The sequence below is a fragment of the Cellulomonas sp. genome (assembly GCF_017744555.1).
In the GTDB taxonomy this organism is placed as follows: Bacteria; Actinomycetota; Actinomycetes; order Actinomycetales; family Cellulomonadaceae; genus Cellulomonas.
The window spans coordinates 1-24,615 of the sequence record NZ_JAGIBD010000007.1; the positions used below are offsets into that span (position 1 = coordinate 1).

The window sequence follows — 24,615 nt, forward strand, 5'->3', positions numbered from 1 at the left end:
CGCGCGAACATCGACTACGGCTTCTTCGAGGCCCGCACGACCTTCGGGCGCATCGGCGTCAAGGTGTGGGTCTACAAGGGCGACATGACCGAGAAGGAGTTCGCCCGCGACCAGGCGACCCAGGCCCCGCGCCCGGCTCGTGGTCCGCGTGGCGAGGGCGGTCGTGGAGACCGCGGCGACCGTGGCCCCCGTTCGGGTGCCCCGCGTCGTGAGCGCTCGGACGCCCCCGTCGAGGCCACCGAGGCGCCGGCTGCCGAGGCCGCTGCCCCTGAGACCGGAACGGAGGCCTGAGCCGTGCTGATCCCGCGCAGGCTGAAGCACCGCAAGCAGCACCACCCGGGGCGCTCCGGCGCCGCGACCGGTGGTACGTCGATCGCGTTCGGTGAGTACGGCATCCAGGCTCTCGAGCCCGCGTACGTCACGAACCGGCAGATCGAGGCTGCTCGTATCGCCATGACCCGCCACATCAAGCGTGGTGGGAAGGTCTGGATCAACATCTACCCGGACCGTCCCCTCACCAAGAAGCCCGCCGAGACCCGCATGGGATCCGGCAAGGGCTCGCCCGAGTGGTGGATCGCCAACGTCAAGCCCGGCCGAGTGATGTTCGAGCTCGCCGGTGTCCCGGAGCCGCTGGCTCGCGAGGCCATGCGCCGCGCGCAGCACAAGCTCCCGATGAAGACCCGTTTCGTGGTTCGCGAGGGTGGTAACTGATGGCTATCGGAACCAAGGACCTGGCTCCCACCGAGCTGGACACCTTCGACGACGAGAAGCTGGTCGCCGAGCTGAAGAAGTCGAAGGAGGAGCTGTTCAACCTCCGCTTCCAGTCCGCGACCGGCCAGCTCGAGAGCCACGGGCGTCTCAAGGCCGTGCGCCGCGACATCGCGCGGATCTATACGATCCTGCGTGAGCGCGAGCTCGGCATCCGTACCGCCCCGAGCGCGAGCGAGTGAGACTGATGAGCGACGAGAAGAACGAGAACACCACGGCAGTGGCGGAGGCCCGCCCCTACCGCAAGACGCGCCGCGGCTACGTCGTGAGCGACAAGATGGACAAGACCGTCGTGGTCGAGGTCGAGGACCGGGTCAAGCACCCGCTCTACGGCAAGGTCATCCGGCGGACGAGCAAGGTCAAGGCGCACGACGAGCAGGGCTCGGCGGGCATCGGTGACCTGGTCCTGATCATGGAGACCCGGCCGCTGTCGGCCACCAAGCGGTGGCGTCTGGTCGAGGTCCTCGAGAAGGCCAAGTAAGACCCAGCAACACCCCAGTTGCCCACGGGCGGCGGGTGCCATCGCAAGACGACACCCGCCGCGACGTGTGCATCACGGCAACTACGTGCGGCCAGGCTCGCCCCGCCCCGGGGCGAGAACCCGCCGGACGACAGGAGTAGGTCATGATCCAGCAGGAGTCGCGACTGCGTGTCGCTGACAACACGGGTGCCAAGGAGATCCTCTGCATCCGTGTGCTCGGCGGCTCCGGCCGCCGGTACGCCGGCATCGGCGACATCATCGTCGCCACCGTCAAGGACGCCATCCCCGGCGGGAACGTCAAGAAGGGCGACGTCGTCAAGGCCGTCGTCGTGCGCACCCGCAAGGAGCGCCGCCGTCCGGACGGCTCGTACATCAAGTTCGACGAGAACGCCGCCGTGATCCTCAAGAACGACGGGGAGCCCCGTGGCACGCGCATCTTCGGCCCGGTGGGCCGCGAGCTGCGCGACAAGAAGTTCATGAAGATCATCTCGCTGGCGCCGGAGGTGCTCTGACCATGGCGAAGATCAAGAAGGGCGACCTCGTCCTCGTCATCTCGGGCCGCGACAAGGGCCGTCAGGGCCGTGTCCTCGAGGTCCTCACCGAGACGCAGCGTGTCGTCGTCGAGGGCGTGCAGCGCGTGCAGAAGCACGTGAAGGCCGGCCAGACGGCTCGCGGCACGCGCACCGGCGGCATCGAGACCGTCGAGGCCCCCATCCACATCAGCAACGTGATGCTCGTGGACCCGGAGACCAAGAAGGGCACCCGGGTCGGCTACCGCACCGAGCAGGTCGAGCGTGACGGCCGTACCCGCACCGTCCGGGTCCGCGTCGCCAAGCGCTCCGGTAAGGACATCTGATGACCGAGATCACCGCTCCGGCGCAGCCGCGGCTCAAGGCTCGTTACAACGACGAGATCAAGCCGGCCCTCTTCGAGCAGTTCAGCCACGCGAACATCAACCAGACCGCGCGTCTGGTGAAGATCGTCGTGAACATGGGCGTCGGCGAGGCCGCCAAGGACTCCAAGCTCATCGACGGCGCGATCCGCGACCTGACCCAGATCACGGGGCAGAAGCCGCAGGTCACCAAGGCCCGCAAGTCCATCGCGCAGTTCAAGCTGCGTGAGGGCATGCCGATCGGCGCCCACGTGACGCTGCGCGGCGACCGTGCCTGGGAGTTCCTGGACCGCCTGCTGTCGACCGCGCTTCCGCGCATCCGCGACTTCCGCGGCCTGTCGCCCAAGCAGTTCGACGGCCACGGCAACTACACCTTCGGCCTCACGGAGCAGTCGATGTTCCACGAGATCGACCAGGACAAGATCGATCGCGTCCGCGGCATGGACATCACGATCGTGACGACGGCCGACACCGACGACGAGGGTCGCGCTTTCCTCAAGCTCCTCGGCTTCCCGTTCAAGGAGAACTGACAATGGCGAAGACCGCCCTCAAGAACAAGGCCGCCGCGAAGCCGAAGTTCGCGGTGCGTGGCTACACGCGCTGCCAGCGTTGCGGCCGGCCCCACTCGGTGTACCGCAAGTTCGGCCTGTGCCGGATCTGCGTGCGGGAGATGGCCCACCGCGGCGAGCTCCCCGGCGTCACCAAGAGCAGCTGGTAAGAGAAGAAACACGACGTCGGTAGGTCTGCGTCGCCCGCCTCACGGAGGGCGACGCAGATACCCCGGCGAGAGAGGGCTGAAGCCCCATGACCATGACTGACCCCATCGCAGACCTGCTCACGCGGCTGCGTAACGCGAACTCGGCGCACCACGACTCGGTGTCGATCCCGTTCTCGAAGCTGAAGTCCCACATCGCGGAGATCCTCCAGGCGGAGGGCTACATCGCGGGCTGGAAGGTCGAGGACGCCGTCGTCGGCAAGAACCTCGTCATCGAGCTCAAGTACGGCCCCAACCGTGAGCGCGCGCTCGCCGGTGTGAAGCGCGTGTCCAAGCCGGGCCTGCGCGTGTACGCGAAGTCGACCAACCTGCCCAAGGTGCTCGGCGGCCTCGGCGTGGCGATCCTGTCCACGTCCTCGGGTCTCCTCACCGACAAGCAGGCCGCCAAGAAGGGCGTGGGTGGGGAAGTCCTCGCCTACGTCTGGTAAGTCCGAGACGGAAAGGAGCAAGCCATGTCTCGAATCGGCAGAATCCCCGTCCCGGTCCCGGCCGGCGTGGACGTCAGCATCGACGGTGCCGTGGTGTCGGTGAAGGGCCCCAAGGGGTCGCTCTCCCACACGGTCGCCGCCCCCATCGAGGTCGCGCGTGACGAGGCCGGTGCCCTGGTGGTCACCCGCCCGAACGACGAGCGCCTGTCGCGCTCGCTGCACGGTCTCACCCGCACGCTCCTGGCGAACCTCGTCACGGGTGTGACGGAGGGCTACACCAAGAAGCTCGAGATCGTCGGCACCGGTTACCGCGTGACGGCCAAGGGCTCGGACCTCGAGTTCGCCCTCGGCTTCAGCCACCCGGTCGTCGTCTCGCCGCCGGAGGGCATCACGTTCGTCGTGGAGGCCCCGACCCGCTTCTCGGTGCAGGGCATCGACAAGCAGCAGGTCGGCGAGGTCGCCGCGAACATCCGCAAGATCCGCAAGCCCGAGCCGTACAAGGGCAAGGGTGTGCGCTACGCGGGCGAGAACGTGCGCCGCAAGGTCGGAAAGGCTGGGAAGTAAGCCATGGCGATCAAGATCATCGGCAAGGGCAAGCGCATCGCGCGTCAGCGTCGTCACCTGCGCCTTCGCAAGAAGGTCGTGGGCTCGGCCGCTCGTCCCCGCCTCGTCGTGACCCGGTCCGCCCGGCACATCACGGCGCAGGTCGTCGACGACGGCATCGGGCAGACGGTCGCGTCGGCGTCGACCCTCGAGGCCGACCTGCGCGCCGCGAACGGCGACAAGACGGCCAAGGCCCGCAAGGTCGGCGAGCTCGTCGCCGAGCGTGCCAAGGCTGCCGGCGTCTCCGCCGTCGTGTTCGACCGCGGCGGCAACAAGTACCACGGCCGGGTGGCAGCCGTCGCCGACGGGGCCCGCGAGGGCGGACTCTCCCTGTGACGACCACGACCATCCCCGCATCGAAGAAGAGGACTCACTGATGGCTGCTCCTCAGCGCAGCAACACCGGGGCGCCCGCGGGCGGCACCGGCGGCGGCGACCGCCGCGACGGCGGTCGCGGCCGTGACGGCGGCCGCGGCGGTCGCGACGCCGCAGAGAAGAGCGCGTTCCTCGAGCGCGTCGTCACGATCAACCGCGTGGCCAAGGTCGTCAAGGGCGGCCGCCGCTTCAGCTTCACCGCGCTCGTCGTGGTGGGCGACGGCGACGGCACCGTCGGTGTCGGCTACGGGAAGGCCAAGGAGGTGCCCGCGGCGATCGCCAAGGGTGTCGAGGAGGCCAAGAAGAACTTCTTCAAGGTCCCGCGCATCCAGGGCACGATCCCGCACCCCATCCAGGGTGAGGCCGCTGCCGGTGTCGTCTTCCTGCGTCCGGCGTCGCCGGGTACCGGTGTGATCGCCGGTGGTCCGGTGCGCGCCGTGCTCGAGTGCGCCGGCATCCACGACGTGCTCAGCAAGTCGCTCGGCTCGTCCAACGCGATCAACATCGTCCACGCGACGGTCGAGGCCCTCCGCGGTCTCGAGCGTCCGGAGGCCGTGGCGGCGCGCCGCGGTCTGCCGGTCGAGCACGTGGTCCCGGCTGCGCTCCTGCGGGCGCAGGCCGCCGGCCTGGCCGCCGCTGCGGGCGCGAAGGCAGGTGCCTGATGGCTCGGCTCAAGGTGACGCAGAAGCGTTCCGGCATCGGTGGCAAGCAGAACCAGCGCGACACGCTGCGCACGCTGGGCCTGAAGCGGATCGGCGACGTCGTCGTCAAGGAGGACCGTCCTGAGATCCGCGGCATGGTCAAGACCGTGCAGCACCTGGTCGCGGTCGAGGAGGTCGAGTGACCATGGCTGACGACAAGAAGGCCGACGCGAAGGCCGACGAGGTGACGGCCCCCAAGGCCGCCGCCAAGGCGGCTCCGAAGAAGGCTGCTGAGAAGAAGGCTCCCGCGAAGGCCGAGGCCACGGAGGCAGCCCCGAAGACGACCAAGGCGAAGGCTGCGGCGTCGGAGAAGGCGGAGCCGAAGGCTGACGCGAAGGCGGCGAAGGCCGAGACGAAGGCCGCCCCGGCGAAGGCCAAGGCGGCTCCCGCAAAGAAGACCGCCGCGGCGAAGTCCGAGGCTGCCGTCAAGGCGGCCGAGGCCGCAGCCGAGCCCGGCGCCGGTGGCACCCTCAAGGTGCACCACCTGCGCCCGGCCCCCGGCGCCAAGACCGCCAAGACCCGCGTGGGTCGTGGTGAGGCGTCGAAGGGCAAGACGGCCGGTCGTGGCACCAAGGGCACCAAGGCCCGCTACCAGGTGCCGGACCGCTTCGAGGGTGGGCAGATGCCGCTGCACATGCGGCTGCCCAAGCTCCGTGGCTTCAAGAACCCGTTCCGCGTCGAGTACCAGGTCGTCAACCTGGACAAGCTCTCGGCGCTGTACCCGGACGGTGGCGACGTGACGGTCGCCGACCTGGTCGCGAAGGGTGCGGTCCGTAAGGGCCAGCCCGTCAAGGTGCTCGGCACCGGCGACCTCACGGTCAAGGTCTCGGTCGCGGTCGACGCCTACTCGGCGTCCGCGAAGGAGAAGATCGTGGCTGCCGGCGGAAGCGTCGCGCAGGACTGATTCACGGACGGGGCCGGTGGGGCCGACAGAGCTCCCACCGGCCCCGTTCCGCATGCTGGTGGGCATCGGTTAGGGTGCCCCGTTGCCTGCAATGATTCGCGGGCGTTCACGGCCGGAACGGACCGGTCGTACGAGATGCCGCTCAGGCGGCCCAGGAGGACCAGGTGCTCAGCGCATTCGTCAGGGCGTTCAGGACGCCCGACCTGCGGCGCAAGCTGCTCTTCACGATCGGCATCATGGTCGTGTTCCGCATCGGTTCGTTCCTGCCCACGCCGGGGGTGTCCTACCCCAACGTGCAGGAGTGCATCGACCAGTCCCAGGGCAACGACCTGCTCGGCCTGGTGAACCTGTTCAGCGGTGGAGCGCTCCTGCAGCTCTCCGTGTTCGCGCTCGGGATCATGCCGTACATCACGGCGAGCATCATCATCCAGCTGCTCCGCGTGGTCATCCCGCGGTTCGAGGAGCTGCACCGTGAGGGCCAGTCCGGCACCGCGAAGCTCACGCAGTACACGCGGTACCTGACGATCGGCCTCGCGGTCCTCCAGTCGACGACGATCATCACGGTCGCCCGCAGCGGTCAGCTGTTCTCGGGGTGCACCGTCGACGTGATCCCCGACGACAACTGGGTCACGCTCCTCATCATGGTCATCACGATGACCGCGGGCACCGGCCTCATCATGTGGCTCGGCGAGCTCATCACGGAGCGCGGCGTCGGCAACGGCATGTCGCTGCTCATCTTCACGTCGATCGCCGCGAGCTTCCCGACCTCGCTCGGCTCGATCGCCGGCGGCAACAACGGTGGCCCGAAGTTCGTCGCGGTCCTCGCCGTCATCGTCGTCGTGATCGCCATGGTCGTGTTCGTCGAGCAGTCGCAGCGCCGCATCCCGGTCCAGTACGCCAAGCGCATGGTCGGCCGGCGCATGTACGGCGGCTCCAGCACGTACATCCCGATCAAGATCAACATGGCCGGCGTGATCCCGATCATCTTCGCGTCGTCGCTGCTCGCCATCCCGGGCCTCATCGCCCAGTTCGGCGACCCGACCGCGGGCTGGGTCCAGTGGGTCAGCCGGCATCTCGCCCAGCAGAGCGCACCGCTGCACCTGGTGCTGTACGTGCTGCTGATCATCTTCTTCTGCTACTTCTACACGGCCATCACGTTCAACCCGGACGAGGTCGCCGACAACATGAAGAAGTACGGCGGGTTCATCCCCGGCATCCGTGCGGGTCGTCCGACGGCGGAGTACCTGGACTACGTCATCACGCGCATCACGGCGCCGGGTTCCATCTACCTGGCGATCGTCGCGCTGATCCCGACGGTGATGTTCATCGTGCTCAACGTCGGCAGCAACATCCCGTTCGGCGGTTCGTCGATCCTCATCGTGGTGGGCGTCGGCCTCGAGACCGTCAAGCAGATCGAGTCGCAGCTGCAGCAGCGGCACTACGAAGGGTTCCTCCGATGAGCGCACGTCTGGTCCTGCTCGGTCCTCCGGGAGCCGGCAAGGGAACGCAGGCGGCGCGGCTCGCCGAGGAGCTGGGCGTGCCGGCGATCTCGACCGGCGACATCTTCCGCGCCAACATCAAGGGCGGCACGGAGCTCGGTCGCACGGCGCAGGAGTACTCGGCCCGCGGCGCGCTCGTCCCGGACTCGGTGACGAACGCGATGGTCCGGGACCGTCTCGCGCAGGACGACGTGACGAACGGCTTCCTTCTCGACGGGTACCCGCGCAACGCGGCCCAGGTCGAGGAGCTCGACTCGATCCTCGCGGACCAGGGTCGTGCGCTGGACCTCGCGGTGGAGATCACCGCGGACCCCGAGGTCGTCGTCGAGCGGCTGCTCAAGCGCGCGGAGATCGAGGGGCGCGAGGACGACACCGAGGACGTGGTCCGTCACCGCCTCGACGTGTACGCCGAGCAGACCGCCCCGATCTCGCAGCTGTACTCCGACCGTGGGCTGCTCGCTCAGGTCGACGGCATCGGGGAGGTCGACGACGTGACCCGGCGGCTGCTCGCCGCGATCGGCTCGCTCGCTCGCTGAGCGTGCCCTCGGGTGACGTGATGTTCGGCAGGGAGCGGATCGAGTACAAGACCCCGGACCAGGTCGCCGTCATGCGGCGGGCGGGGCTGGTCGTCGCGGACGCATTGGCCGCGGTGCGCGAGCACGCCGTCGCCGGCGCGACGACCGCCGACCTCGACGCCGTCGCGGCGGGGCTCATCGCGGACCGCGGGGCGACGCCGTCGTTCCTCGGCTACCACGAGTACCCGGCGACGCTCTGCGTCTCTGTCAACGACGAGGTGGTCCACGGCATCCCGGGTCCACGCGTCCTCGAGGACGGCGACGTCGTGTCGATCGACTGCGGCGCGATCGTGGACGGCTGGCACGGCGACTCGGCGATCACCGTGGTGGTCGGCGAAGGGCACCCGGAGGACGTCGCGCTGGCCGCCACCACCGAGCGCGCCATGTGGGCGGGCATCGCGGCGCTCGCGCGCGGCGAGCGGCTCGGTGTCGTGGGCGAGGCCGTCGAGGACGTCGTCGACGCCGCCCTCGAGGCGGGCCTCAACGGGGGCGCGCGCTACGGGATCGTGCAGGAGTACGTCGGCCACGGCATCGGGACGGCGATGCACCAGCCGCCCGACGTCCTCAACTACCGGGCGCGTGACCGCGGGCCTCGGGTGCGTCCCGGCCTGTGCGTCGCCGTGGAGCCGATGATCGTGCGCGGCTCGCGCATGACCGAGGTGCTCGACGACGACTGGACCGTCGTCACGGAGGACGGGTCGCGGGCGTCGCACTGGGAGCACACGGTCGCCGTGCTCGAGGACGGCATCTGGGTGCTGACCGCACCCGACGGCGGCGCCGCCGCGCTCGCCGCGCTCGGCGTCGAGGTCGCCCCGCTCGCCTGAGACGTCGTCGTCGGGTCCCTGTCGGACGACTGTCCGGTTCGTCCGGTCCGCCGTTCAGGTGAACATCCGTCCAGATTCCAGATGAATCGCGTTCATCTGCGCAAACGCGCCTCCCTCGTCGCATATGTCCGATAGTGTGCGGCGCGGCGGGGCCGGGGTCCCGCCGCCCCTGTGAGGTGTGTGGCGTGTCGCCGCGCGCCCGGGGGAGCCCGCAGGCGCGCCCCCCGTCGTGCCTGCCCGTATCGACGATGGGTGGCCCATGCAGCGCAGCGTTCGTCCCGTGTCCTCGTCCCGAGCAGCGCGGTCTGCTCGCACGTTCACCACCCTCGCGCTCGCCACGGTGGTCGCCGCCGTGACGATCACGGTGGGTGCCGGCGCTGCGGAGGCCCACGGCGGCTCGCGCGACGGCGGCTGGCCGCGGTCCGCACCGTCCGCGTCCGCGTCGTGGGGCACGCCGAAGGCCACACCGACCCCCTCGGTCGAGCCCGGCACGGCGACCGGCGCCTACGTCTACCTCAAGCGCGACGCCTCCAAGAGGGCCTCGTGGGAGAACTCGACGCAGCAGTACCTCGTGGCGACGTGGTCCGGTCGGTACTACCGGCCGCTCACGCTCGCGGAGGTGCGCGCCGCCGTCCCGGTGACCGTGTGCGGGCCGGGCTGGGCCGTCCAGGAGGACCAGGCCGTCGGCGAGCAGTCGCTCTTCACCGGTGCGAAGGCGCCGTCCTACCCGGTCGCGACGATCGGCTGGCCGCCGATCACCGCCGCGAAGCACTTCGAGCTCGGCGAGTTCTTCGAGGTCCCGGCGTGCGGCGGCGCGACGCCCGCCCCGACGCCGTCCGTCACGCCCACGCCGACGCCGTCCGTGACGCCGAGCGCCACCCCGACGCCGACGCCGACGCAGACCGCGCCCGTCCCGCCGGCGCCGAGCCCCACGCCGACCGTCAGCGTGACGCCGACGCCGACGCCGACACCCGCCAGCGAGGTCGAGGTCGCGCCTGCGCCGACCACGAGTGCGACGCCGACCACGCGCGCGACACCGACTCCGACGCCGACGATCGTGTCCGAGGTGCTGGCCGCGAGCGGCGGCTCCACCCTCGCGGCGACCGGGTCGTCGCTGACGGTCCCGCTCCTCGTGGCGTTCGTCCTGCTGCTCGGTGGTGCGGGCCTCGTGGTCCTGCGTCGCCGCGGCAAGACGCAGGGCGCGGGCGAGGACGCCTGACACCAGGTCTGACCTGACCGGGCCCCGGTGCGCCAGCCGCACCGGGGCCCGCTCGCGCTTGCCGTGATGCGACGGCGGGCACGTGCTGCGGTGAGACCAGGGCCACCCTCCCGCCGGTTTCTTCCTGCAGGAGCGATGCCGTAAGATTGTCCGTTGGGTGTGTGCGCCCATTCAGCTTCCGGTCCTTGCAGGGCCGGTACGGATGCACATGCTCTCCACGAGAGCCGACGCCTGGGCCTGCACGACGCGGGGCCGAGGGGCGGGTCGACGTGGGTTGATCAATGAGACCGACAGTTAGCGGAGGACATGGCGAAGAAGGACGGTGTCATCGAGATCGAGGGCAGCGTCGTGGAGGCTCTGCCGAACGCGATGTTCCGCGTGGAGCTCACCAACGGCCACAAGGTGCTCGCCCACATCTCGGGCAAGATGCGTCAGCACTACATCCGGATCCTTCCCGAGGACCGGGTGGTCGTGGAGCTGAGCCCGTACGACCTGTCCCGCGGCCGGATCGTCTACCGCTACAAGTAATCACCACTCGAACACGCCGTCACGCCGCCGGTCCCCGGAGGCTCATGCGGCGGCGGAGGAACACGCGATGAAGGTCAAGCCCAGCGTCAAGAAGATCTGCGACAAGTGCAAGGTGATCCGCCGGCACGGTCGCGTCCAGGTGATCTGCGAGAACCTGCGTCACAAGCAGCGCCAGGGCTGATGCCCTGACGCGGGACGCATCCCGCGAGCACCGCAGCACCACGGAGGGCCGCACGCGGCCGTCCAGCACGACGGTCCCGACGACGGGACCGGCAAGCGCACCGCCACTCCGGTCGGTGCCGGGCGAGAGCCCGGTCCACCGGCGAACCCCCGGCTCGGAGGCCGGGGCCCGCAGCACGCGGGAAGGCGGTGCGGAAGACCTCCGACGCAGTACAGGAGCCACCAGGCACATGGCACGTCTCATCGGCGTCGACCTCCCCCGCGAGAAGCGGCTCGAGATCGCGCTCACCTACATCTACGGGGTCGGCCGCACGCGCTCGTTGCAGACCCTCGCCGCCACCGGGATCAGTGGCGACATCCGCGTGAAGGACCTCGGCGACGCCGAGCTCGTCGCGCTCCGTGACTACCTCGAGGCGAACTACAAGCTCGAGGGTGACCTTCGCCGTGAGGTCGCTGCGGACATCCGCCGCAAGGTCGAGATCGGCTGCTACGAGGGCCTGCGTCACCGCCGTGGCCTTCCCGTGCGCGGTCAGCGCACGAAGACCAACGCGCGTACCCGCAAGGGCCCGAAGCGCACCGTGGCCGGCAAGAAGAAGGCCGGGCGCAAGTAGCCCGACGCCCCGGGACGACGACGCGCCTCGCGCGGTCGGCCCCGGGATGCCGGTCCAGCGACCTGTAGATCACGAGAGAAGAAGCAGATGCCTCCCAAGACCCGTTCCGCCGTGCGCAAGCCGCGCCGCAAGGAGAAGAAGAACGTCTCCCACGGCCAGGCGCACATCAAGAGCACGTTCAACAACACCATCGTCTCCATCACGGACCCGTCCGGCGCCGTGATCGCCTGGGCCTCGTCCGGCCAGGTGGGCTTCAAGGGCTCGCGCAAGTCGACCCCGTTCGCCGCGCAGCTGGCCGCCGAGGCTGCCGCGCGTCGTGCGCAGGAGCACGGCATGCGCAAGGTCGACGTCTTCGTCAAGGGCCCGGGCTCGGGCCGCGAGACGGCGATCCGCTCGCTGCAGGCCACCGGCCTCGAGGTGGGCTCGATCCAGGACGTGACGCCGCAGGCCCACAACGGCTGCCGTCCGCCGAAGCGCCGCCGCGTCTGATCTCGGCTCGGCCGGGGCGGTGCGTCGTCCGCGACACGCACCGCCTCGGCCCCGCTCGTCCGACTCCGCTGGCCATGCGGACCGAGGCATGCCAGCTCGTAGTACCTGCGGAGCGTCATATGGCGGACGCCCGCTGAGAGGAATCACACCGTGCTGATCGCACAGCGCCCCACCCTGACCGAAGAGGTCATCTCGGAGAACCGCTCGCGGTTCTCCATCGAGCCGCTGGAGCCGGGCTTCGGCTACACGCTCGGCAACTCGCTCCGTCGGACGCTGCTGTCCTCCATCCCCGGTGCCGCCGTCACGTCCATCCGGATCGACGGTGTGCTGCACGAGTTCTCCACCGTGCCGGGCGTCAAGGAGGACGTCACCGAGATCATCCTCAACATCAAGCAGCTCGTCGTCTCCTCGGAGAACGACGAGCCGGTCGTGATGTACCTGCGCAAGCAGGGTGCGGGTGTGGTCACCGCCGCCGACATCGTGCCGCCGGCCGGCGTCGAGGTGCACAACGCCGACCTGCACCTGGCGACGCTCAACGACAAGGGCAAGCTCGAGATCGAGCTGACGGTCGAGCGTGGTCGTGGCTACGTGTCCGCGAACCAGAACAAGTCGTTCGACGCCGAGATCGGCCGGATCCCGGTCGACTCGATCTACTCGCCCGTCCTCAAGGTGACCTACAAGGTCGAGGCGACGCGTGTCGAGCAGCGCACGGACTTCGACAAGCTGGTCGTCGACGTCGAGACGAAGGCGGCGATCAGCCCGCGCGACGCGCTCGCGTCGGCCGGCAAGACGCTCGTCGAGCTCTTCGGTCTGGCTCGTGAGCTCAACGTCGAGGCTGAGGGCATCGAGATCGGCCCGTCGCCGACGGACGCGGCTCTCGCCGCGGACCTGGCGCTGCCGATCGAGGACCTGCAGCTGACGATCCGGTCCTACAACTGCCTCAAGCGTGAGGGCATCCACTCGGTGGGCGAGCTCGTCGCGCGCAGCGAGGCCGACCTCCTGGACATCCGCAACTTCGGTGCGAAGTCCATCACGGAGGTCAAGGAGAAGCTCGCTGAGCTCGGCCTGACCCTCAAGGACAGCCCGCTCGACTTCGACCCGACCGCCAGCGCCTACTACGGCGACGACGAGGGCGACTTCGTCGAGGACGAGCAGTACTGACGCCGGGGAAACCACGGACCGGCCCGCACTGGTCCGTCGTTAGCCCATCACTGGAACTCAAGGAGTAAAGACCATGCCTACGCCCACCAAGGGTCCCCGGCTCGGTGGCGGACCGGCGCACGAGCGGCTGATCCTCGCGAACCTGGCGACGTCGCTGTTCGAGCACAAGCGGATCACGACGACCGAGGCCAAGGCCAAGCGCCTGCGCCCGCTCGCCGAGCGCCTCATCACGTTCGCCAAGCGCGGTGACCTGCACGCCCGCCGTCGCGTCCTGACCGTCGTCAAGGACAAGGGTGTCGTGCACGAGCTGTTCACGGAGATCGCGCCGGCCGTGGCCGACCGTCAGGGCGGCTACACGCGCATCACGAAGATCGGCCCGCGCAAGGGCGACAACGCGCCCATGGCCGTGATCGAGCTCGTCCTCGAGCCGCTCTCGCCGAAGCAGGCCGTCGTCAAGGAGGCCACGAAGGCCACCGCCAAGGCCGCCCCCAAGGCGAAGGAGGAGCCCGAGGCTCCCGCCGCCGCCGAGGAGGAGACCGTCGAGGCCGCCGCCGAGGAGACGCCGGCCGAGGCCGTCGCCGACGACGCGACGACCGACGAGGCTGCCGCCGAGGGCGACGCCGAGAAGGCCTGACGCACCACCGCCTGCACGAGAGGCCCGGACCCGCACAGGGTCCGGGCCTCTCGTGTCTCTGGGGACCCGGTGGACGTCACGGGTCGACATCCCCGTCGGTGGTGCCGCGCCGGCGGCGGCTCGTAGGGTCGGAGCATGTGGCCGGCCGTCGTCATGGTGCACGGGCTGCGCGCGTCGCGGACCATGTGGCGCGCCCAGGTCGAGTCGGTCGAGCGCGCCGGTGGTGTCGCGGTCGCGGTGGACCTGCCCGGCCATGGGAGGCGGCTCGACGAGCGGTTCACGCTCGAGGAGTCGGTCGCGACGGTGTCGCGGGCCGTCGACGAGCTCGGGGGCCGGGCGCTCGTCGTTGGGCTCTCGCTCGGTGGGTACGTGGGCATCGCGCACGCCGCGCGTCGACCCGACCAGGTCGTCGGCCTGGTCGCCGCGAGCTGCTGCACCCAGCCTCGGCGGCTGATCCTGTCCGGGTGGGACCTCGCCGGCCGGCTGATCAACCGGCTGCCCGACGAGGGTGCGGGGCTCAACCGCTTCATGGTCGCGCGGGCGCTGCCACCGGCGGCCGTACGGGACCTGGAGGAGGGCGGGTACGCGTTGCGGGTGACCGGCGACGTGATGCGCTCGATGGTGGACGCGTCGCCGTTGGCGGACCTCGCACGGATCGAGGCACCGGTGTGGTTGGTGAACGGGCGCTACGACCACTTCCGCGGTGAGGAGCGGGCGTTCTTGCGGGCGACGAGGCACGGGCGGCTGGTCGTCGTGCCGCACGCGACGCACCTGGTGAACCTCGTGCAGCCGACGCGGTTCACGCGTGTGCTGCTGGAGGTCCTCGACGAGCTCGGCGCTGGTGCGCGGGCGGGGGTGCCGACGGAGCGCGACGCCGCGCAGGCGTGACGGGACCGCCGGGACCAGCGTTCGTGCCGGCGGCAGCGGCCCTGGGCGGCCGTCCGAACGGTGGCTCGTCAGTGCGCCATCGACCAGGCGCGCACGCCGCCGACGATGCCCGCCTGGTTCGGCACCACGACGACGTCGTCGCCGAGCCGGTCGAGCACCTGCGGGGTGACCTGCCGCGCGTTCCCGCCGCCGAGGTAGAGCCGGTCCCAGAGGAACACGGGGCGCAGCCCCTCGACGACGCGCCGCACGCGACGCGACCACAGCCCGTCACCGAGCCGGGCCCGCTCGACCTGCCCGATGTAGAGGTCGTACGGCATCCCCCACCGGACGGGCGCGTGCGACAGCTCGAGGTGCGGGGCGAGCGTCCCGCCGTCGAACAGCGCCGACCCCAGGCCGGTGCCGAGCGTGAGGACGAGCTCGACGCCCGTACCCGAGACGACCCCGGCGCCGTGCACCTCCGCGTCGTTGAGCACGAGCGCCGGGACGCCGAGCCTCGCCTCGACGGCGGCCCGGACGTCGCACCCCGACCACGCCGCCACGAGGTCGGGGTCGACTGCCGAGCGCGGCCCGGACCGGGTCACGTAGTGCGGCGTCGCGACGACGACGCCGTGCCGGATCATGCCGGGCATCCCGACGGTCACGCGGTCGGCGCGGGGGAGGGTGGCGGCGATGTCCGCGATCGTCTCGACGAGGCGCGCCGGCGGCAACGGGTACGGCGTGGGCACGCGGACGGCCGGGGCGTGCAGGGTGCCGGCCGCGTCGAGCACCGACGCCTTGATGCCGCCGCCGCCGCAGTCGACGGCGAGCGTGAACGGGTCGGGTGCGGCGTTCGGCACGTGCCCACGGTAGGCCCCGGCCGGCGGGAGGGCGGGACGCGGGGCGGGACAGGGCCGGGTGGCAGGTGGGGCGCGACTACCGTGGTGGCCCGTGAGCACGACGACCGACCTGGGCGCCGACGGTGCGGAGCACGACGCCGACGCCCGACCGCACGACGCCGACACGGCACCGGGCGCCGACACGGCACCGGACGCCAACGCGGCACCGGACGCCGACACGGCACCGGACGCCGACACACCGGACGCCGCCGACACGGCGCCCCCGGCGGTGCGGCTGCGCCTCGACCTCGCCTACGACGGCACGGCCTTCGCGGGCTGGGCTCGTCAGCCCACGCTGCGCACGGTGCAGGGGGTGCTCGAGGACGCGCTCGCGACGGTGCTCCGCGCGGGCCCGCTGGGCCGTCCGGCACCGCGGGTCACGGTCGCCGGCCGGACGGACGCCGGTGTGCACGCGCGCGGCCAGGTGGCGCACGTCGACGTCGAGCCGGTGCTGCTCCACGCGGCGCGCGGCCGGTCGGACCGCACGGCGACGCAGGCGCTGCTGTCGCGGCTGGCGGGCGTCCTGCCGCCCGATCTCGTGGTGCACCGCGTGCTCGACGCGCCTGCCGGCTTCGATGCCCGGTTCTCGGCGCTGCGCCGCCGCTACACGTACCGGATCTGCGACGACCACGAGCACCGCGACCCGCTGACCCGCACGCACGTGCTGTGGCACCGCCGCCCGCTCGACGCCGAGGCGATGGACTCGGCCGCACGCACGCTGCTCGGCCGCCACGACTTCGCCGCCTTCTGCAAGCCGCGCGAGGGCGCGACGACGATCCGGACGCTCGAGGTGTTCCGGTGGAGCCGTCCGACGGAGGGGCCCGACGCGGGGCTGGTGGTCGCCGACGTGCAGGCGGACGCGTTCTGCCACTCGATGGTGCGTGCGCTCGTCGGCGCGAGCGTCGCCGTCGGGGAGGGGCGGCGGGCGGTCACGTGGCCCGCGGAGCTGCTCGCGGGGCGTCGTCGTGAGGGCGGTGCCGCGGTGGTCGCCGCGCACGGCCTCACGCTCGAGGAGGTCGGGTACCCGTCGGACGACGAGCTGGCCGCGCGTGCCGACCAGACGCGCGCGCGCCGTCAGGCGGACGACGTGGACGCCCGGCCCGGCTGCTGCGGGTAGGGGTGCCCGCTCGGCCCGAGGAGGCAGAAGTGGTTGCCCTCCGGGTCGGCCATCACCAGCCACGGCACGTCACCCTGGCCGACGTCGGCGTCGGTCGCGCCGAGTGCGCGCAGCCGGGTGGCCTCGGCCGTCGGGTCGTCCCCGGCGTACGGCCGCACGTCGAGGTGGAACCGGTGGTGGGGGTCGTGCGCGGCGGGTGTCCGGACGAGCTCGAGGTACGGCCCGACGCCCGCGGACGAGCGGAGCCGGGCACCGTCGTCGGTCACGTCGTGCACGGTCCAGTCGGTGGCCTGGCCCCAGAACCGGGCCAGGGTGCGCGGGTCGGTGCAGTCGACGACGACCGCGGCGATCGGGCCGGTGTCCCGGTAGACGTCGCGCGGTTCCAGCACGCAGAACAGGTTGCCCTCGGGGTCGGCCAGGACGGTCCACGGCACGTCTCCCTGTCCGATGTCGGCGGGCGTCGCACCGAGCCCCTGCAGCCGCGCGACGAGCTCGGCCTGGTGGGCGGCCGAGGTGGTCGCGAGGTCGAGGTGCACCCGGTAGCGCACGGTCGTGGGGTCCGGCACGGCGACGACGTCGATGCACACGGCGGTGGGGTCGGGGTAGTCGAAGCCCGGCGGCTCGAGGTTGGTGACGCCGGGCCCCTCGCTCGACAGGTCCCACCCGAGCGCGTCCGCCCAGAAGCGGCCGACTGCCTCGTCGTCGCGGGCCTTGACGTTCACCTGGACGAGTCGCAGCGGCATGCCGCCCGACACTAGCGCCGGGCGGCCGCCGTCACGACCGGTCAGTCCTCGTCGTCGTCCCGGTACCGGCGGTCGTCGACGTACTCCTCCTCGATGAGGTGGACGGCGGCCTCCTCGGCCGAGGCGGCGCCGCCGGAGACGCCGGCGTCGATCGCGAACTCGTCGGTGCCGCCCGCGTCGACGGCGTCGTCGTCCGCGACGAGGCGCCCGGCGCGCAGGGGCTCGCGGTCGCCGCTGACGTGCGGCGCGACCTCCCACACCTCGGGCTCCTCCTGGCCGATGCGCTGGTCGATCGTCTCGCGGTGCGACTCCTCCCACGGCGTCTCGCCGTAGTGGTTGGACCGCGGGCGCTCGGGCGGGGAGTACCCCTCGTCGAGGAGGTCGTCGACGCCGCGGTCGACGAGGGTGTCCTCCCGCGGCAGCTGGTCGGTGTCGCCCTCGCTGCCGAGCTCGGGGTCGGGGCTGGTGGCGGAGGTGTCGCTCATGCCCTCGACCTTCGCACCGCGGCCGCACGCGCGCCAGGGGACGAATGCGGTTCGTCGCCCGGCGGGCAGCAGGGACACTTGCTGCATGGGTCATCTCGACATCGGCGGCATCGGTTACGTGCTGCCCGACGGCCGCCCGCTCCTCGACGACGTGACGTTCCGCGTCGCCGACGGTGCGCGCGTCGCGCTGGTCGGCCCTAACGGCGTCGGCAAGTCGACCCTGCTGCGGATCGTCGCGGGCGACGAGCAGCCGCACGCCGGGTCGGTCGGGCGCAGCGGCGGGCTCGGGGTCATGCGGCAGGACGTGGGTCGCATCGACGACGACCGTTCCATCCGGGACCTGCTCGCGTCGCTGGCCCCGGCTGCGGTCCGGGACGCGGCGGTGGAGCTCACGGCTGCGGAGCTCGGGATCATGGAGGTCGACGACGAGCCGGCGCAGATGCGGTACGCGCAGGCGCTCGTCGACTGGGCCGACGTCGGTGGCTACGAGGCGGAGGCCGGCTGGGACCGGGTCACGGACGCGGTGCTGTCGATCCCGTTCGAGCAGGCGCAGCACCGGGAGGTCCGCAGCCTGTCGGGCGGCGAGCAGAAGCGGCTCGTGCTCGAGGCCCTGCTGCGCGGGCCTGACGAGGTCCTGCTGCTCGACGAGCCCGACAACGCGCTCGACGTGCCGACGAAGCGCTGGCTCGAGGAGCGGCTGGTCGCGTCGTCGAAGTCGGTGCTGCTCGTGAGCCACGACCGTGAGCTGCTGTCGCACGTCGCCACGCACGTCGCGACGCTCGAGCCGACGGTCGTCGGGGCGTCGGTGTGGGTGCACGGCGGCAGCTTCGCGACCTACCACCAGGCCCGGGAGGACCGGCGCTCGCGGGCGGAGGAGCTGCTGCGGCGCTGGGAGGAGGAGCACGCGAAGCTCAAGGAGCTCGTGCTCACGCTCAAGACGAAGTCCGCGTTCAACGACGGTCTCGCGTCGCGCTACCAGGCGGCGCAGACACGGCTGCGCAAGTTCGAGGAGGCGGGGCCGCCGACCGTGCTGTCCCGTGAGCAGCAGGTCAAGGTGCGCCTGCGCGGCGGGCGGACGGCGAAGCGGGCCGTCGTCGCGACGGGGCTCGAGCTCACCGGCCTCATGCAGCCGTTCGACCTCGAGGTGTGGTTCGGCGAGCGCGTCGCCGTACTCGGGTCGAACGGGTCGGGCAAGTCGCACTTCCTGCGGCTGCTCGCGGCCGGCGGCAGCGACCCCGGTCCCGAGCACCAGCCGGCGGACGACACCCCGGTGAAGCCGGTCGCGCACACCGGCCGGGTCGTGCTCGGCTCGCGTGTCCGGCCCGGGTGGTTCGCGCAGAACCACGCCCACCCGGAGCTCGTCGGGCGCACGCTCCTGGAGATCCTGCACCGCGGCGACGCGCACCGGTCCGGACTCGGCCGCGAGCAGGCCAGCAAGGCGCTCGACCGGTACGAGCTCGTCGGCCAGGCCGAGCAGACGTACGAGACGCTGTCCGGCGGGCAGCAGGCGCGGCTGCAGATCCTGCTGCTCGAGCTCGGTGGGGCGACTCTCCTGCTGCTCGACGAGCCGACCGACAACCTCGACCTGCACTCCGCCGAGGCGCTCGAGACGGGTCTGGCGGCGTTCGAGGGGACCGTGCTCGCGGTGACGCACGACCGCTGGTTCACCCGGACGTTCGACCGCTTCCTCACGTTCGGCGCGGACGGCCGGGTCGTCGAGACCCCGGAGCCGGTGTGGGACGTCGCCCGGGTGCAGCGCGCCCGCTGACCGTCACGCCACCAGCACGACGGCCAGCGTGACCATGACGGCCGCGACGACGAGGTCGAGCACCTGCCACGCGCGCGGGCGGGCGAACAGCGGGCGGAGCCTCGTCGCCCCGAGCCCGAGCGCCGTGAACCAGACGGCGCTCGCGGTCGCGGCGCCGGCGGCGAAGCCCCACGGTGCGTCCTGCTGCCCGGCGAGGCTGCCGAGCAGCACGACGGTGTCCAGGTAGACGTGCGGGTTGAGGAACGTCAGGGCCAGGCACGTCGTGACCACGGCCGCGAGCCCCGCGGGCCCGGACGACGCGGGGTCGAGCCGGCTGGGTGTACGCGCCCGACGGACGGCAGCCAGGGCGAGCACGACGAGGAACGCCGCACCGCCGTACCGGGCGACGGCGAGCGCGACGGGGTGGCGGTCGACCAGCGCGCCCAACCCGCCGACGCCCGCGGCGATCAGCAGCACGTCGGCCGCGACGCACATGGCGACGACGGGTCCGACGTGCTCGCGGCGGATGCCCTGGCGCAGCACGAACGCGTTCTGCGCGCCGATCGCGACGATGAGGGACAGGCCGGTGAGGAACCCGGCGAGGGCGGAGGTCACGCCGTCGACGGTAGGTCGGGCGGATGATGAAGACCAGCGAATGTTTCGATGCCATGTGTAGCGTTGCTTCATGTCCTTCGACCCCGACCAGCTCGCCGCCCTCGCGGCGGTCGTCGACGAGGGCACGTTCGAGGGCGCCGCGCGGCGGCTGCACGTCACGCCGTCGGCGGTGAGCCAGCGCATCCGTGCGCTCGAGCAGGCCGTCGGACAGGTGCTCGTCCGGCGCTCACGACCCGTCGCCGCCACACCTGCGGGGGAGCAGGTCGTCCGGCTCGCGAGCCAGGTGGCCCTGCTCGCCGCGGACACGTGGACCGCGCTGCGCGCGACCGGCGGGAGCGACGAGCGCGCCGGGCCGCGGCGCCTCCCGGTCGCCGTCAACGCCGACTCGCTCGCCACCTGGTTCCCGGCCGCGCTGCGCGACCTGCCCGACGGCGTCGTCGTCGACGTCCGGCGTGCCGACCAGGACGCGACCGCCGCGATGCTCCGCGACGGGACCGTCCTCGCCGCGGTGACCGCCGACAGCAGCCCCGTGCAGGGGTGCCGGGTGAGTCCTCTCGGGGCGATGCGGTACCGGGCGATGGCGGCGCGCGCGTTCGCGGGAAGGTGGTTCGGCGACGGGGTCGACGCCCGCGCGTTCGCGGTCGCGCCGGTCGTCGTGTTCGGGCCTGACGACGCGCTGCAGCACCGGTTCGCCGCGCTGGCGGCCGGGACGCGTCAGCGTGGTGCCGGGGAGGACGACGACGCCGCGGGTCTGCTCGCCGGCGCGCCCGTGCACCGCGTCCCGTCGACGGCGGGCTTCGTCGCGGTGCTCGCGGCGGGCGTCGGGTGGGGGATGGTGCCCGAGCAGGAGGCCGACGCGCACGCGGCTGCGGGGACGCTCGTCGACCTGGCACCGGGCACCTGGCTCGACGTGCCGCTGTACTGGCAGCGGTGGTCGGTCCGCACGCCGACCCTCGACGACCTGACGACGCGCGTGGTGGAGGCGTCGCGGGCGCTGCGGCGGTGACCGTCGAACGTCACAGGCAGCCGATTTTGACCCCGTCTGAGGCCGCCAGGTAGTCTGTTGCTTCGTTGTGCGTCCCCTGTCGCGCGCGCCGGGCTTCTCACCTGGCTGCCGCGGTGGCGTCCCGGTGCGTTTCCCACTCGCCGGACGGGATGCTCCGACAGCCATCCTCGGGTGCTCCGGCGTCGCTCTTCCGGCGTGCGAGCCCCCATGACACGCAACACGAAACGAAGGCTACGACCGTGCGTACGTACACCCCGAAGCCCGGCGACGTCGAGCGGAACTGGTACGTCATCGACGCGACCGATGTCGTCCTGGGCCGCCTGGCCACTCACGTGGCCACGCTGCTGCGCGGCAAGCACAAGGCGACCTTTGCCCCGCACGTGGACGGTGGCGACTTCGTCATCGTCATCAACGCGGAGAAGATCGCCCTCACCGGCACCAAGCGCGAGAGCAAGCTCGCCTACCGCCACTCCGGCTACCCGGGTGGTCTGCGGGCCACCGCGTACTCGGACCTGCTGGACAAGCACCCCGAGCGCGCCATCGAGAAGGCCGTCCGCGGCATGCTCCCCAAGAGCTCGCTCGCGCGTCAGCAGCTCACCAAGCTCAAGGTCTATGCCGGCAGCGAGCACCCGCACGCCGCCCAGCAGCCGAAGCCGTTCGAGATCACCCAGGTCGCGCAGCAGGCCTGAGGCCGCCGCGCGTAGAGACACAGGAACCGAGGACACCAGTGGCAGAGACCACGGTCGACATCGACCTCGAGGGCGACGACACGCCCACGACCTACACCTCTGAGACGGTCGCCCCGACGGGCCGCGGTCAGAGCATCACGGCCCCCGGCCAGGCCCTCGGCCGCCGCAAGGAGGCCATCGCCCGCGTGCGCCTGGTGCCCGGCACCGGCCAGTGGAAGATCAACGGCCGCACCCTCGAGGACTACTTCCCGAACAAGGTGCACCAGCAGCTCGTCAACTCGCCGCTGAAGCTCGTGGACGTCGAGGGTCGCTTCGACGTCGTCGCGCGCATCACCGGCGGTGGCGTCTCCGGCCAGGCCGGCGCGCTGCGCCTGGGCATCGCCCGCGCGCTCAACGTCATCGACGCCGAGCACAACCGCCCGGCGCTCAAGAAGGCCGGCTTCCTCACGCGTGACGCCCGCGTCGTCGAGCGCAAGAAGGCCGGTCTCAAGAAGGCCCGCAAGGCTCCGCAGTACTCGAAGCGCTGATCCTTCGCGCTTCTCCGATGGCCCCGTCGGTCCACGTGACCGCCGGGGCCATCGGCATCTGCGGGACGCGCCGCACGACGCCGGCGCTCGGACGTGCACGACGACGAAGGAGTCTGTGATGGGTCGACTGTTCGGGACCGACGGGGTCCGAGGGCTCGCCAACCGCGACGTGACCGCTGAGCTGGCCGTCGACCTGTCGGTGGCCGCCGCGCACGTGCTCGGCGCCCGAGGCGAGTTCGCCGGGCACCGGCCGCGGGCCGTCGTGGGCCGCGACTCGCGCATCTCGGGGGAGTTCCTGTCCGCGGCGGTCGCCGCCGGGCTGGCCTCCGCGGGTGTGGACGTCAACAACGTGGGCGTGCTGCCGACGCCGGCGGTCGCGTACCTGACGGCGCACCTCGGGGTCGACATCGGCGTGGTCCTGTCCGCGTCGCACAACCCGATGCCGGACAACGGCATCAAGTTCCTCGCGCGCGGCGGTCACAAGCTCGACGACGACGTCGAGCAGGCCATCGAGGCGCGGCTCACCGAGGACTGGGACCGGCCGCTCGGGGGCGACGTCGGCCGGATCCGGCTCGACACCGGCAACGCCGGCGACCTGTACGTCGAGCACCTCGTCTCGACGATCGGCACGCGGCTCGACGGTCTGCGTATCGCGGTCGACTGCGCGAACGGCGCCGCGAGCGAGGTCGGGCCTGCGGCGCTGCGGGAGGCCGGGGCCGACGTCGTCGTCATCAACGCGTCGCCCGACGGCCGGAACATCAACGAGAAGTGCGGCTCGACGCACCCCGAGCAGCTGCAGGCCGCGGTCGTCGCGTCGGAGGCCGACCTCGGTGTCGCGTTCGACGGCGACGCGGACCGCTGCCTCGCGGTCGACGCGGCCGGTCGGCTCGTCGACGGCGACCAGATCATGGGCGTCCTCGCGCTCACCCTGCGGGACGCGGGCCGACTCGCACAGGACACGCTCGTCGCGACCGTGATGAGCAACCTGGGCCTGCGGCTCGCGATGACAGCGGCGGGGATCACGACGGTCGTGACGTCGGTGGGCGACCGGTACGTGCTCGAGGCGATGCGCGCGGGCGGCTACTCGCTCGGCGGCGAGCAGTCGGGGCACATCATCATGGCCGAGCACGCCACCACCGGCGACGGGCTGCTGACGGCCCTGCAGCTCGCCGCGCGGGTCGCGTCCACGGGGGAGTCGCTCGAGCAGCTGGCGGGCATCGTGCAGCGCCTGCCCCAGACGCTCGTCAACGTGCCGGGCGTCGACAAGACGCGCGCGGATCACGACGGCCCGCTGCAGGACGCGGTCCGTGCGGCCGAGGCGACACTCGGGGAGACCGGGCGGGTGCTGCTGCGGTCGTCGGGCACCGAGGACCTCGTGCGGGTGATGGTCGAGGCTGCCACGCAGGCGGACGCCGACCGGGTGGCCCGTGACCTCGCGGACGTCGTCGCCTCCCGCCTCGCCCTGTGAGCGCGGCGGGCGACGGGACGGACGCCGCGCGGCGGCGCGACGTCGCGCTGCGTGACGTCGTCCTGCGACTGCTCGAGGACGCCGGACCGACGGGCACGGCCACGATCGTCCAGGCCGGCCACCCCGCGCTGCGGGCGGTCTCGGTCCCCTACGACGGTCAGCTCGCGGCCGAGGAGCTCGCCGCGCTCGTCGCCCTCATGCGCCGGACGATGCACGCCGCCCCGGGCGTGGGTCTCGCGGCGCCGCAGATCGGGTTGCCCGTGGCGCTGGCCGTGCTCGAGGACGTCGGCGTGGGCGACAGCGAGATCGCCGCGACCCGGGAGCGTGCGCCGCTGTCGTTCCGGGTGCTCGTGAACCCGCGCTACGCGCCGGTCGACGGCGAGCGCGTGTCGTTCTACGAGGGCTGCCTCAGCGTGACGGGCTACCAGGCCGTGGTCGCCCGCGCCCGGCGGGTGCACCTCGTCGGCCACGACGAGACCGCCCGCCCGCTCGACGAGGTCGTCACCGGGTGGTCGGCGCGGATCGTGCAGCACGAGACGGACCACCTCGGCGGCACGCTGTACGTCGACCGTGCCGAGCTCCGCTCGCTGGCCGCGACGAACGAGCTCGGCTACCGGTGGGCCAGCGAGCCCCGGCCCGAGGCGGCCGCGAAGGCGCTGCGCTTCCCGCTGGAGGCCTGAGCGCCCCCGAGGGCCGGTGGGGGTCGCCCCAGGGGTGACCCGGGGGTTCCCCCTATGTCGCCGTCGTGGCCGGGAACCTACGGTGGAGGGACGACGCCGCACCGGCGCGTCACCGACCGCGGGAGCTGA

General features: G+C 71.9%; 35 protein-coding genes and 1 pseudogene. 32 read left to right on the forward strand and 4 right to left on the reverse strand.

All coding sequences use genetic code 11. The features are described from left to right. The 25 genes and pseudogenes from J7523_RS06165 to J7523_RS06285 all read left to right on the forward strand — a co-directional run. Window positions 1-291 (forward strand): annotated as a pseudogene (locus tag J7523_RS06165) (30S ribosomal protein S3); the annotation flags it as partial. Window positions 292-294: 3 nt separating this feature from the next. Then, window positions 295-711, forward strand: coding sequence for a 50S ribosomal protein L16 (gene rplP / locus J7523_RS06170; RefSeq protein ID WP_154728249.1), 417 nt, complete (start codon window positions 295-297; stop codon window positions 709-711). Further along, window positions 711-950 (forward strand): 50S ribosomal protein L29, encoded by a 240-nt coding sequence (rpmC, locus tag J7523_RS06175; protein ID WP_239069710.1) that lies wholly within the window; start codon window positions 711-713, stop codon window positions 948-950. The genes rplP and rpmC overlap by 1 nt, the downstream gene beginning before the upstream one ends. A 5-nt stretch (window positions 951-955) precedes the next feature. Next, entirely contained in the window at window positions 956-1,249 is a 294-nt protein-coding gene (rpsQ, locus tag J7523_RS06180; protein WP_291883710.1) for a 30S ribosomal protein S17, read from the forward strand. A 143-nt stretch (window positions 1,250-1,392) separates the two neighbouring features. Beyond that, window positions 1,393-1,761 carry a 50S ribosomal protein L14 gene (gene rplN / locus J7523_RS06185; RefSeq protein WP_203747480.1) on the forward strand — a complete coding sequence of 123 codons (369 nt, stop codon included), beginning with the start codon at window positions 1,393-1,395 and terminating at the stop codon, window positions 1,759-1,761. A gap of 2 nt (window positions 1,762-1,763) precedes the next feature. Continuing rightward, the gene (gene rplX / locus J7523_RS06190; protein ID WP_203747477.1) at window positions 1,764-2,105 is read left to right on the forward strand and encodes a 50S ribosomal protein L24; all 342 of its coding nucleotides are present in this window, start codon (window positions 1,764-1,766) and stop codon (window positions 2,103-2,105) included. Next, window positions 2,105-2,671 carry a 50S ribosomal protein L5 gene (rplE, locus tag J7523_RS06195; RefSeq protein ID WP_291883717.1) on the forward strand — a complete coding sequence of 189 codons (567 nt, stop codon included), beginning with the start codon at window positions 2,105-2,107 and terminating at the stop codon, window positions 2,669-2,671. Before rplX ends, rplE begins: the two co-directional genes overlap by 1 nt. A 2-nt stretch (window positions 2,672-2,673) precedes the next feature. Further along, window positions 2,674-2,859 (forward strand): type Z 30S ribosomal protein S14, encoded by a 186-nt coding sequence (locus tag J7523_RS06200; RefSeq protein WP_028045055.1) that lies wholly within the window; start codon window positions 2,674-2,676, stop codon window positions 2,857-2,859. Window positions 2,860-2,945: 86 nt separating this feature from the next. After that, a complete protein-coding gene (gene rpsH / locus J7523_RS06205) occupies window positions 2,946-3,344 on the forward strand; it encodes a 30S ribosomal protein S8 (protein ID WP_203747471.1) in 399 nt (132 codons plus the stop codon). A 24-nt stretch (window positions 3,345-3,368) separates the two neighbouring features. Next, window positions 3,369-3,908 carry a 50S ribosomal protein L6 gene (rplF, locus tag J7523_RS06210; protein WP_291883727.1) on the forward strand — a complete coding sequence of 180 codons (540 nt, stop codon included), beginning with the start codon at window positions 3,369-3,371 and terminating at the stop codon, window positions 3,906-3,908. A gap of 3 nt (window positions 3,909-3,911) precedes the next feature. Continuing rightward, a complete protein-coding gene (gene rplR, locus J7523_RS06215) occupies window positions 3,912-4,283 on the forward strand; it encodes a 50S ribosomal protein L18 (RefSeq protein ID WP_291883730.1) in 372 nt (123 codons plus the stop codon). 40 nt (window positions 4,284-4,323) lie between these two features. Further along, the gene (rpsE, locus tag J7523_RS06220; RefSeq protein WP_291883733.1) at window positions 4,324-4,983 is read left to right on the forward strand and encodes a 30S ribosomal protein S5; all 660 of its coding nucleotides are present in this window, start codon (window positions 4,324-4,326) and stop codon (window positions 4,981-4,983) included. Continuing rightward, entirely contained in the window at window positions 4,983-5,165 is a 183-nt protein-coding gene (gene rpmD, locus J7523_RS06225) for a 50S ribosomal protein L30 (protein WP_048342543.1), read from the forward strand. The genes rpsE and rpmD overlap by 1 nt, the downstream gene beginning before the upstream one ends. Before the next feature lie 2 nt (window positions 5,166-5,167). Then, entirely contained in the window at window positions 5,168-5,926 is a 759-nt protein-coding gene (rplO, locus tag J7523_RS06230) for a 50S ribosomal protein L15 (RefSeq protein ID WP_291883736.1), read from the forward strand. A 164-nt stretch (window positions 5,927-6,090) separates the two neighbouring features. Next, the gene (secY, locus tag J7523_RS06235; RefSeq protein WP_291883737.1) at window positions 6,091-7,386 is read left to right on the forward strand and encodes a preprotein translocase subunit SecY; all 1,296 of its coding nucleotides are present in this window, start codon (window positions 6,091-6,093) and stop codon (window positions 7,384-7,386) included. Next, complete coding sequence (locus tag J7523_RS06240; RefSeq protein WP_291883738.1) at window positions 7,383-7,961, forward strand: adenylate kinase; 579 nt, start codon at window positions 7,383-7,385, stop codon at window positions 7,959-7,961. The genes secY and J7523_RS06240 overlap by 4 nt, the downstream gene beginning before the upstream one ends. A gap of 20 nt (window positions 7,962-7,981) precedes the next feature. Further along, window positions 7,982-8,824 carry a type I methionyl aminopeptidase gene (gene map / locus J7523_RS06245; protein WP_291883739.1) on the forward strand — a complete coding sequence of 281 codons (843 nt, stop codon included), beginning with the start codon at window positions 7,982-7,984 and terminating at the stop codon, window positions 8,822-8,824. Between the two features lie 280 nt (window positions 8,825-9,104). After that, window positions 9,105-10,043, forward strand: coding sequence for an LPXTG cell wall anchor domain-containing protein (locus J7523_RS06250; RefSeq protein ID WP_291883740.1), 939 nt, complete (start codon window positions 9,105-9,107; stop codon window positions 10,041-10,043). Between the two features lie 306 nt (window positions 10,044-10,349). Continuing rightward, entirely contained in the window at window positions 10,350-10,571 is a 222-nt protein-coding gene (gene infA, locus J7523_RS06255; RefSeq protein WP_013770189.1) for a translation initiation factor IF-1, read from the forward strand. A gap of 67 nt (window positions 10,572-10,638) precedes the next feature. After that, window positions 10,639-10,752, forward strand: a complete 114-nt coding sequence (gene rpmJ, locus J7523_RS06260; RefSeq protein ID WP_013117849.1) for a 50S ribosomal protein L36 — start codon at window positions 10,639-10,641, stop codon at window positions 10,750-10,752. A 229-nt stretch (window positions 10,753-10,981) separates the two neighbouring features. After that, complete coding sequence (gene rpsM / locus J7523_RS06265) at window positions 10,982-11,362, forward strand: 30S ribosomal protein S13 (RefSeq protein ID WP_203747450.1); 381 nt, start codon at window positions 10,982-10,984, stop codon at window positions 11,360-11,362. Window positions 11,363-11,449: 87 nt separating this feature from the next. Beyond that, window positions 11,450-11,851, forward strand: a complete 402-nt coding sequence (gene rpsK, locus J7523_RS06270; RefSeq protein ID WP_203747447.1) for a 30S ribosomal protein S11 — start codon at window positions 11,450-11,452, stop codon at window positions 11,849-11,851. A gap of 150 nt (window positions 11,852-12,001) precedes the next feature. Further along, window positions 12,002-13,012 carry a DNA-directed RNA polymerase subunit alpha gene (locus tag J7523_RS06275; protein WP_203747444.1) on the forward strand — a complete coding sequence of 337 codons (1,011 nt, stop codon included), beginning with the start codon at window positions 12,002-12,004 and terminating at the stop codon, window positions 13,010-13,012. Window positions 13,013-13,085: 73 nt separating this feature from the next. After that, the gene (gene rplQ, locus J7523_RS06280; RefSeq protein WP_291883743.1) at window positions 13,086-13,646 is read left to right on the forward strand and encodes a 50S ribosomal protein L17; all 561 of its coding nucleotides are present in this window, start codon (window positions 13,086-13,088) and stop codon (window positions 13,644-13,646) included. Window positions 13,647-13,781: 135 nt separating this feature from the next. Next, on the forward strand, window positions 13,782-14,534 hold the full coding sequence (locus tag J7523_RS06285; protein ID WP_291883745.1) for an alpha/beta hydrolase: 753 nt from the start codon (window positions 13,782-13,784) through the stop codon (window positions 14,532-14,534). Window positions 14,535-14,602: 68 nt separating this feature from the next. Here J7523_RS06285 and J7523_RS06290 read toward each other — a convergent pair whose 3' ends face one another. Next, complete coding sequence (locus J7523_RS06290; protein ID WP_291883746.1) at window positions 14,603-15,370, reverse strand: ROK family protein; 768 nt, start codon at window positions 15,368-15,370, stop codon at window positions 14,603-14,605. A 268-nt stretch (window positions 15,371-15,638) separates the two neighbouring features. On the opposite strand from J7523_RS06290, the gene truA reads away from it, so the two are divergent. Then, window positions 15,639-16,526 (forward strand): tRNA pseudouridine(38-40) synthase TruA, encoded by an 888-nt coding sequence (gene truA, locus J7523_RS06295; protein ID WP_291884185.1) that lies wholly within the window; start codon window positions 15,639-15,641, stop codon window positions 16,524-16,526. Here truA and J7523_RS06300 read toward each other — a convergent pair. Further along, window positions 16,484-17,269 carry a VOC family protein gene (locus J7523_RS06300; RefSeq protein WP_291883747.1) on the reverse strand — a complete coding sequence of 262 codons (786 nt, stop codon included), beginning with the start codon at window positions 17,267-17,269 and terminating at the stop codon, window positions 16,484-16,486. The two genes, truA and J7523_RS06300, sit on opposite strands and share 43 nt — an antisense overlap. Before the next feature lie 41 nt (window positions 17,270-17,310). Next, the gene (locus J7523_RS06305) at window positions 17,311-17,754 is read right to left on the reverse strand and encodes a DUF5709 domain-containing protein (RefSeq protein WP_291883748.1); all 444 of its coding nucleotides are present in this window, start codon (window positions 17,752-17,754) and stop codon (window positions 17,311-17,313) included. Between the two features lie 85 nt (window positions 17,755-17,839). On the opposite strand from J7523_RS06305, the gene J7523_RS06310 reads away from it, so the two are divergent. Beyond that, on the forward strand, window positions 17,840-19,522 hold the full coding sequence (locus J7523_RS06310) for an ATP-binding cassette domain-containing protein (protein ID WP_291883750.1): 1,683 nt from the start codon (window positions 17,840-17,842) through the stop codon (window positions 19,520-19,522). Between the two features lie 3 nt (window positions 19,523-19,525). Here the strand turns inward: J7523_RS06310 and J7523_RS06315 are convergent, their stop codons facing one another. Next, window positions 19,526-20,116, reverse strand: coding sequence for a LysE/ArgO family amino acid transporter (locus J7523_RS06315; RefSeq protein WP_291883752.1), 591 nt, complete (start codon window positions 20,114-20,116; stop codon window positions 19,526-19,528). 70 nt (window positions 20,117-20,186) lie between these two features. On the opposite strand from J7523_RS06315, the gene J7523_RS06320 reads away from it, so the two are divergent. The 5 genes from J7523_RS06320 (at window position 20,187) to J7523_RS06340 (ending at window position 24,486) form a co-directional block, all read left to right on the forward strand. Next, window positions 20,187-21,122 (forward strand): LysR family transcriptional regulator ArgP, encoded by a 936-nt coding sequence (locus tag J7523_RS06320; protein WP_291883754.1) that lies wholly within the window; start codon window positions 20,187-20,189, stop codon window positions 21,120-21,122. Window positions 21,123-21,361: 239 nt separating this feature from the next. Further along, complete coding sequence (gene rplM / locus J7523_RS06325) at window positions 21,362-21,811, forward strand: 50S ribosomal protein L13 (protein ID WP_291883755.1); 450 nt, start codon at window positions 21,362-21,364, stop codon at window positions 21,809-21,811. Window positions 21,812-21,849: 38 nt separating this feature from the next. After that, window positions 21,850-22,338, forward strand: coding sequence for a 30S ribosomal protein S9 (rpsI, locus tag J7523_RS06330; protein ID WP_291883756.1), 489 nt, complete (start codon window positions 21,850-21,852; stop codon window positions 22,336-22,338). A 118-nt stretch (window positions 22,339-22,456) separates the two neighbouring features. Continuing rightward, on the forward strand, window positions 22,457-23,806 hold the full coding sequence (gene glmM, locus J7523_RS06335; RefSeq protein WP_291883757.1) for a phosphoglucosamine mutase: 1,350 nt from the start codon (window positions 22,457-22,459) through the stop codon (window positions 23,804-23,806). Then, the gene (locus tag J7523_RS06340; protein WP_291883758.1) at window positions 23,803-24,486 is read left to right on the forward strand and encodes a peptide deformylase; all 684 of its coding nucleotides are present in this window, start codon (window positions 23,803-23,805) and stop codon (window positions 24,484-24,486) included. The genes glmM and J7523_RS06340 overlap by 4 nt, the downstream gene beginning before the upstream one ends. Window positions 24,487-24,615 lie beyond the last annotated feature (129 nt).